Annotated in this window: 6 protein-coding genes; all 6 read right to left on the minus strand. The window is 52.0% G+C overall.

Features of this window, described 5'->3' with window-relative positions; translation table 11 throughout:
* Positions 1-445: 445 nt before the first annotated feature.
* Complete coding sequence (locus I2C21_RS17000; protein ID WP_087233313.1) at positions 446-916, minus strand: hypothetical protein; 471 nt, start codon at positions 914-916, stop codon at positions 446-448.
* Between the two features lie 88 nt (positions 917-1,004).
* On the minus strand, positions 1,005-2,354 hold the full coding sequence (locus tag I2C21_RS17005; RefSeq protein WP_087233316.1) for a radical SAM/SPASM domain-containing protein: 1,350 nt from the start codon (positions 2,352-2,354) through the stop codon (positions 1,005-1,007).
* A gap of 143 nt (positions 2,355-2,497) precedes the next feature.
* Positions 2,498-4,273, minus strand: a complete 1,776-nt coding sequence (locus tag I2C21_RS17010; protein ID WP_195279860.1) for an oleate hydratase — start codon at positions 4,271-4,273, stop codon at positions 2,498-2,500.
* Between the two features lie 123 nt (positions 4,274-4,396).
* Complete coding sequence (locus I2C21_RS17015; RefSeq protein WP_195279861.1) at positions 4,397-4,978, minus strand: TetR/AcrR family transcriptional regulator; 582 nt, start codon at positions 4,976-4,978, stop codon at positions 4,397-4,399.
* Between the two features lie 236 nt (positions 4,979-5,214).
* Positions 5,215-6,105 (minus strand): hypothetical protein, encoded by an 891-nt coding sequence (locus I2C21_RS17020; protein WP_195279862.1) that lies wholly within the window; start codon positions 6,103-6,105, stop codon positions 5,215-5,217.
* Positions 6,095-8,490 (minus strand): RNA dependent RNA polymerase (locus tag I2C21_RS17025; RefSeq protein ID WP_195279863.1); only part of this gene is annotated, 2,396 nt, incomplete at its 5' end. The genes I2C21_RS17020 and I2C21_RS17025, both read right to left, overlap by 11 nt.

The following is an 8,490-nucleotide window of genomic DNA, read 5'->3' on the forward strand; positions in this document are numbered from 1 at the left end:
GGACTACGATTTTGACCTCGGCGAGCTGGTCATTTTTCCGAGATTTCCAAATGTTCCAGCCATTCAGTAGACCCTAAATAAGCGCTTTGCATGGGGATTGATCCCACAGAAAGGGTAACAACATTTCCAAACACACCCAATAGCGTGACCTCTACCGCCTGTTTGAAAGAAAAAAAACGAATCGTCCTTCTTACGAATATGAGACAGAGCAAACTATCTAAGAGTTGATAGACAAATCCCATGCAAAGGATCCAAAGCAAGCCTCTTATACTGGCTGTTTGAATGTTTTGAAATATTTCTTTATAGTGGTTTCGGAAAACAAACCAAAGCAAGGTAAACAATGTAAGAAAACTGAGTATTGCGGAACATACTATTTTTTTCTTTGGGGACAGACTTTTTCTCATAGGGCACCTCGAAAAGTTTATAACGACTATCTCATCCGATTTCATCGCCTTTCGGGGAAAATGGCGTTTAGCAACAGTGTCGCCCCCAAAATAGCAATATGTGGTGTGAATTTTCCATACGGGTCAAATAACAGAAGGAGAGATAAAATCAGACGAATAAGTAGTTCTCCGAGAGCAGATAGGACCCCCTGTTTTGCCTGATATGCTTCCCAGAAGTCAACGAAAGCATCTGTCGTCTTCCAAAGCCCCAAGACGGCCCAGATAATTCCTATTGGCACCAGCGCGGTTTTGCCTTGAACCAGAAAAGAAAGTCCCAAGATCAATAGAACCAATTTACGAGCAAATATGTCAGGAGCCTGCCGGAATTTTTCCCCAACTGGTTGGATACCAATCAGGCCAATTAGGATCATCATAATGCCCATCAAATATGGTAAAAGAGAGGTGATTTGCTTTGGAAACAAGATACAAACTATTCCAATAAGCCCAAGTGCAATTTGTGTAACACTTATCATAAAATCTCCCCATAATTTAGAAGCCGTCGAAATCTCTGCCGCAAACAGAGATTCCGACGGCTTGCTCTGTCAGAGACAGCCCATTGGCTCAATTCTTATTTCTTTCGTTCCATAAAAGGTCCGCTTCCGGGGCCCAACAAGCAGCATAGTTACGGCACTTGTCACACAGATGGTCAGCACTCTCCGGAGATTGAAGATCCGTAGAATGGGCTCCGGACTGATGTACCATCATTTTTAACATGTCAGGATTCTCCAACATGGGGCAGGGACGCAGGTGGTTGCAATTGAAGGGCTGGTGGTTGTGATAGGCCATAAACAGAGGAGATTGGAAAGCTTCCAGCAAGGTTTTTTCTCTGATATTGGAGTCAGAGTAGTGGATAAACGCACAGGGTTCCACATCGCCATTGGCGTTAATATGGAGATAGTTACGGCCTCCTGCGATGCAGCCGCCTACATACTCGCCGTCATTCTGAAAATCAATCGTGAAGATGGGCTTGGTGGAACGGTACTCCCGCACTTTCCGGTACATGAGCTTACGCTGCTCCGGATTGGGCAGCAGGTCGGTCACTGCTTCGTTACCCACCGGCATGTAGTGGAAGAACCAGGCGAACTTGGCCCCACACTCCACCAGATGATCGATAAAAGCCTCGGAGCTGATGGAGTCCACATTTTTCGAGGTGTAGCAACAGGATGCACCAAAGGGCAATTTGTATTGTTTCAGAATAGCCATAGCCTTCATGATTGCCTGATAGGTGCCCGCCCCCCGTCGAAAATCGGTAGCGTCTTCAAACCCTTCTACACTGATGGCGGGAATAAAGTTTTTCACCCGCAGCATTTCCTTCGCAAACGCATCATCAATCAGAGTGGCATTGGTAAAAGCCAGGAACTGGCAGTCGCTGTGTTCGGTGCACAGCCGGAGGATGTCCTTTTTCCGAACCAGAGGTTCACCGCCAGAGAAGATGTACATATAAGTTCCAAACTCTTTGCCTTGGCGGACAATGTCGCTGAGTTCCTCGTATGTCAGGTTCAGCTTGTTGCCGTATTCAGCAGCCCAGCAGCCAGTACAGTGAAGATTACAGGCAGAGGTAGGATCCATGAGAATCGCCCAAGGAATATTGCAGTTCAACTCCTTACGATAGTGTTCCTGCTTGGGCCAGCCGATTAGACTGGCGTTCAGGAAGAAGTTCTCAAAAACCACCTTCAACACATCATTGTCAATGTCCCGGAAAACGCTCATAATGAGCTGGTACATGCTACATTCCGGATCGTTTAAAACATTTCGAAACGCTTTGCGCTGTGCGGGGAAGCTGTTCGGTCCATCTCCTGCCAGCTTATCCACCCAGTCCATCAGTTTAAGCACATTTTCCTCGGGATTTTTTTCAATATATCCCAGCGCTGTGCGCAGAGCTGTTTTTTTTATCTGCATAGAAACGTCCATCTTCTATTTCTCCTTTTCAAATAGTATCTTTCCATTAAGTGCTGCTTACCGCACGGCTATGCACTGCACGGTTTACAAATGTTCTAACTGAAAGAATTGCTAAAATACGATATCGGTCTATTTAGTGGAAAAGGTATTAAAGGTCAGATGACATGATATTCCTTTAGCAGCTTCTCCACATCCGTACCAGAGATTTTTTTCAGCACTTCCTTCAATGCCATCCGCTCTTTTAAGCCCAAATGCATATCTGTGATCTTCCGGCCGTCCCTCAACTGTACCGTTGCATTGAGCAGGTCTCGAACATCGAAGGTACTGCCCCAGACCTCTGGCACTCCCCGGTCGATGTCCAGCAGGGTATATACCGCCTCCATGCCGGTACGCATGGAGTATTCCGTAGTGAAGATGGTATCTCGGGGGGTCTCTGCGAACTGACCGATGAAGGCAAAATTGACAGCCTCCCTGGGCACCACATCCGGTCGGTCCCCCGCCGCCCGGGGCATAAAGAAGGCGGTGATATAGGGCATCATGCAGGGGACAGTATTGGCGCTGCACTCGGCCAGAGACTCAATTTCCCCCTCAGGTACACCCAAGTGGTAGAGCCACTCCATGCAGATCTCCTTGCCGGTACACTCCCGCATGGGCTTTTTCACATAGTTGCCGGGCTTATCGCTGAACAGACCGTAGATCCAGCCCACCAGCTGGCCCTTGGGCTGGCTGCGGAACTGGGGTTGGCGGTTGAAGGTCCAACTCAAAAGCCAGTTGGAATCCTTCACGGTGACGATGCCGCCGGTGACCACCTTGCCGCTGAAAGGATCCCGCTGACAGATTTTTTGAATATAGGGCGGAATTTTGTCATCCAAGGTGGTGACGGTGGCGCTCATCCAGTTGCTCTTCTCCGGATCGCCGCAGAACTTCTCGGGATGACCGAAGGAAGGATCCTGGGCCGCGATGCGCCGCCACATATCCCAGCCGCCACCCTCTTTCAGCTCCGGCTTGTAAGGAGCGGGAGTGTTCTGAGAACCCAGAGCAGAGTTCTCCACGCAGCCACCCGGTGTGATAAAGACCAGATCCTGCTCAATAAGATCGATCTGTTCCTCTCCGGTTTCAAACTGCAAGGTGAGGCGACGAGCAAGCTTTTGACCGGCGCGAATGTCAAACTCCACATCAATAACCTTGGTATTGTAGTGGAACTGTACGCCTGCCTTCTCCAGATAGGTCACCATGGGCAGGATCATGGATTCGTACTGATTGTAACGGGTAAAGCGGAGAGCCTTGAAGTCGGGTAAACCGCCAATGTGATGGATGAAGCGACGGAGGTAGAGCTTCATCTCCAGGGCACTGTGCCAATTTTCGAAAGCGAACATGGTGCGCCAGTAGAGCCAGAAGTTGGAGTTCAGCACCTCGTCACTAAAGTAGTCTGTGATGGGCTTGTCGTAGAGCTCCTCGTCGGGGGTGAAGAACAGCTTCATGATCTCCATGGCCCCGGCGTCGGACAGGCCGAACTTCCCGTCGGTGTGACCGTCCTCCCCACGGTTCTGGGTGGCCCGCATGAGGGAGTAGTTGGGGTCCCGTTTGTTGAGATAGTAGTACTCGTCCAGCACGCTCAGTTCCGGGTTCTCAATGGAGGGAATGGATCGAAACAGGTCCCACATCACCTCGAAGTGGTTGTCCATCTCACGGCCGCCCCGCATCACATACCCCAAGCCCGGGTACTCCCAGCCGTCGCAGGCCCCGCCGGGGATAGGATCCTTCTCAAAGATATGGATGCGTTTTCCCGGCATCTGCCCATCTCTCACCAAGTAGCAGGCAGCAGTCAAAGCTGCCAGACCGGTTCCAACAATATAGGCAGATTTTCGTTCCACACCCTCCGGTTTGAGTGGCCGAACAAAAGCTTCATAGTTTCCACTGGAATAATACATTCAAATGGCCTCCTTCGTCATTTCTTTGCCTTCATTGTATCTTTTCTCCAATGTCCAAACAATAAACAAAGCCTCTCGGATGATGAAAATTACATCATCCGAGAGGCTTTGTAAAAAGTTTTATCATTCCAGCTCTTTTGATAAAATTGGTGTCTCTGCCATATTTTTAATAGCTAAAAGAAGTTGGCCATGTATCATCTGACTCACCCGACTGACAAATATTTTCGGATCTTCTTTCATTCCATACTTGACCCACTCCAACATGATACCCACAAATCCATGTTTGTAAAAATCGGCGATATACTGTTTGTTTTCGAGAGAAATGGAGTAGTCCTTGGATAGTTCACATACAACATCAAACAGCAAATCATAAACAACTCGGCAAAGATAATTCTCAATTTTTTCTCGCTGGATGGAGTGATACACACCTTCCACAAATGCCCTATTCTCCCTTGTTGCGCAGCATAAAGCGAGAAAACCTTCCTGCCAAGTTTTATAATTTTTTCGTCCTTGTATGGCCTTAGCACCTTCTTCTTGGCATATCCAATCAATGAGATCAAAGATATCTTGGAAATGATAATAGAATGTCATGCGGTTGATGCCGCAGGCTTCCGTAATATCAGCAATCGTGATTTTAGACAGAGGCTTTTGTGTCATAATACATTTCAACGCCATAGCCATTGCCCATTTTGTTGTTTGAGACATTGTTATCTCACCCCTTATGTTAAGTATAGCATGATTTACAAGGTGTGAAAAGTAATTATCCTCTTTTGATGAGCATTTACTAACAATTATGTCGTGATATGCGCCATTTCTGGGAGGGCCAAAATTACGGAAGACTTTTTTAGATGAAGCATTAGATTCTGTGCCTCCTTACAAAGTTTACCAGCACTGGCATAGTTCAAAAATTTCCCTTTCAAAAAGGAATGTTAAAACCACTTCTAAAGTAACTTTTCTTCTTGCTTGTCATCCAATTCTGCCTCCAACCGGTACCGGCAAAGCCCAAAGCCTGTTTCAGATCGCTCTAAAATGGTCTCTGGGATCTGCCTGAGATACTTACGCCCAAAGCTGGTGGTGCCGAAATATGCGTCAAAGTTGGCCACCGGCAGCACCACCCAGTCGGAGTCCTCCGTCTTGTTGGCAAAGTAGTAGGCCACCAGCGTCTCCACCATCTCCACGGGAACGCCCTTGGGCGTGAGGCTGCGAAGTCGCTCCACCAGCGCAGGCGAAAGTTCCGGATCTTCGCTGCCAAGCGGCCCAAGTTCCAGCGCCTGGGCCAGAAAACTGTCAAACCGCAGGCCCCACTGCCCCTTGGTGGTGGGGGCGAACAGGGGAATCTGCATCTGGATCACCTTGTCCTGCCAGGCATGGTCAAAGCCTTTCTCAATGGAGGCGCACTTCTTTTGAGCGCTGCTGGACACCTTCTCTGGATTTTTCCGCACGAAATCCACCACCCGATGCACATGCCTATGAAACCATCCGCTGCCGTTTTCATCCACAAGGCCGGGGAATTCCGAATGAAGTTCCCCAAACTCACTGCCAAACTGCCACGCCTCCCGGGGCGTGGATTTTTTGCTGTCCGGCACACTGCACCAAGCGCACAGGCCTCGCTTGGCGTAGTCGATGCGATCCCGGGGCATTTCGGCGGGGCTGCCATCCTCATTATGAAACAGAAATCCTCTTGCCAGGATGGTCAGCACCCGGTTGAGTCCCTCGAAATCCAGGATGGTGTCGAATGTGAACCGGCCCAGATAGGTGGTGTCCTGCTTGTTCCGGGCGGTGTAGTTTACCACACCGGCGTAGTCCTGAAACTCCGTCCACTCATTCAGCATGGTCCACCTCCAGAACATGTTCTTCAATGCGGTCCGGCAGCAGATCCCACAGCAGGTTCCGCTTACCCAGAGCCACCACATAGGGCGCCGCCAGGCTGGGACGGATGATCTTATTCAACAGCTTGCGGCAGACCTTGGACACCACGGCCCGCTCATTGCCGCTGAAGGGGGCAGCCAGATAGGTCTCCATCATCTTCTGGAAGGCCGGGGAGTCCGCCGGGCGGCGGAGCTGTTTCCGCTCCCGGGCCGCTTCCAGATCGTCGATGTCGCAGACCAGATCCCCCAACATGCGGAATCCGCCGTGGCGGAAGTCGGTCAGCAGATCGTAGTAGTCCGCCGCCTCCGGCAGATGCTCCCGCAGAAATGTTTCTCTCTGTCCTTCTGCCAGCAGGTGCCACTGCTGGTCCACGATGGACTTTCGCAGAGCGGCGATACGCTCCGGGGAGAGCTGCTGGAAGAAGGCATACAGTTCGTCGCTGTCGTAGACTTCTTCCTGTCCCCTGGCGTAGAGAATGCGGTCAATGTCCGTTTTCCGCTGCTGTCCCTTGGCAGGGGCGCGGCAGGCCCGGATGCGGGAGAGACAGTGCTCGTAGTCCCACAGCAAGGCAGAGACAGAAGAAAGAATGTTTTGGTCCAGCTGCCTCTTCCAGTTTCGTTTCTGGGCAAAGGCAAACAACTCGCTGTCCTTCGCTGGTTTCTCCTGAATCTTGGGCGTGTTGCGCTCCAGCTGGCGGGCCAGCCAGGGCAACCGCTCCACCGGAGAGTCCACCTGATCCCAGTCAATCCCAGCAAAGAAGGCCTCCAGCCGCTCCCGGTGGGTGGACTCATACCAGGCGCGGCGGCGCTCCTCCGCACGCTCCAACAGATATTTGTACTGGAGGAAGGGGGTGCGCTTTACCTTCCGTCCGCTCAGAAATTCATCCAGGTTGGGCCGCACACCGGTCTTGGCCGCGTCGATCTCCAGTCCGCTGTAGATGGCCAGGGCCTCCAAGTCCCGGCGGCACCGCTTGCGCTCCTCCGGGTCGGCGTGGTTGTTGTAGGCGATGACGCTGCGATCCAGGGCGGCGTTGCAGATCTGTCCAATGCGGGCAGCAAAGGTGTTCTCCACCGTCTGAAACCGGGCCTGCCAGTCGTTAGCGTCGGACTTGGGTGCGGACAAGGATGGAATTTTCAGCAGGGGCAGGTTGGCGTTATTGGAGAGCTGCTGATGGACATCGTAGTCATAGTTCCGCTTCACACATCGGTTCAGAATGGGATCGGCAATGGTCTTGATGAGGTCGCCGTCGTAGTCGGCGCCGCCCAGCCGCTCCGCTGCCAAACTGTCAGCGGACACCATGACCACATCGGTGAGGTGGCCCAGGTAGTGTTGGCGCAGGTCGTCTCCCTCTGGGTACACGGACAGCTGCAATTCCTCGTTCCGGGCGATGTGGGGATTGCGGAGAAGGGTGCAGCTGTCCTCGTGGTCATAGGCCGCACCGGGTGCAAAGAAGCTGTCCTCCGCAAAGAAATCTCCCAGCACCTGATTGCAGAAGTCCCGCTCACCGGGCATCTGGAACACACGGGGCGCAATTAACTGCCGCAGCAGCTCCAGCAGATCACCGGAGAGGAATCGGTTGTCTCCCGGCACCAGCAACCGCCCAACGGCGTAGCCTCGGAGGATCTTTCGGGCCTGTCCGTCCAGCTGTTCCACGTAAATAGGCTCGCGGATAAACTTCGGGTTCTTCTCCAACACCCGTGCCATGATGTGCGCGCGGCTTCCCCTGGGCTGGCTCAGGCCCTTACGAAAGTATTCCTGCTGATATGCCTCATTGGCACGAAAGTTATAGTAGGCCGCCTCGGTGGCCTTGGTCAGCCACTGCCGGGGATCATCCTCTGGACTGTGATCCCAGCCTTCCGGCAGATCGGCGGGGCGAAACTCCTCCGGCTGAATGGAGAGGGTGGAGAGAAATTGATAGTTGAGCTCTACCAGTTTCTCCGGCTCCGTCTTGCTCAGGTTGGTAATGTACAGGGCGTGATTGTAGTCCCGGAAGGCGTCCCAGTAGTCCTCCCAGGTCATACCGTTCTCCCGCAGCCATCCGTAGGCCTTGAACTGACTGCGGGTGAGGATGATGTCCACACTGCGAACAGGGTGCGCCTTGCCCCAAATATCTACGATGCTCTGGGTACCGCTTCTCTTCAAAAAATCTTTGAAATCCACCTGATGGAGCATTCCCTTGATGTAGGGCATACGGATCTGGAAGGAGGTGTGGGTGTGGCTGCCGCAGCAAGCCTTGTCCACCACCTCCGCATACTCTTTGGAGATGAGGCCCACGCCGTCAAAGCAGGTGATGTCCAGATCTTCCAGTGTATCTGCCCGGTAGAAGGTTCCCGGCTCTCTGTCTTCCC

Origin of the sequence: Clostridium sp. J1101437_171009_A5 (genome assembly GCF_015547905.1) — a bacterium.
GTDB classification, from domain to species: domain Bacteria; phylum Bacillota; class Clostridia; order Oscillospirales; family Oscillospiraceae; genus Pseudoflavonifractor_A; species Pseudoflavonifractor_A gallinarum.

Excerpts from the sequence above, each read along its gene's own strand:
- I2C21_RS17000 (WP_087233313.1), bottom strand. The coding sequence starts at position 916 with ATGATAAGTGTTACACAAATTGCACTTGGGCTTATTGGAATAGTTTGT.
- I2C21_RS17020 (WP_195279862.1), bottom strand. The coding sequence starts at position 6,105 with ATGCTGAATGAGTGGACGGAGTTTCAGGACTACGCCGGTGTGGTAAAC.
- I2C21_RS17010 (WP_195279860.1), bottom strand. The coding sequence starts at position 4,273 with ATGTATTATTCCAGTGGAAACTATGAAGCTTTTGTTCGGCCACTCAAA.
- I2C21_RS17015 (WP_195279861.1), bottom strand. The coding sequence starts at position 4,978 with ATGTCTCAAACAACAAAATGGGCAATGGCTATGGCGTTGAAATGTATT.
- I2C21_RS17005 (WP_087233316.1), bottom strand. The coding sequence starts at position 2,354 with ATGGACGTTTCTATGCAGATAAAAAAAACAGCTCTGCGCACAGCGCTG.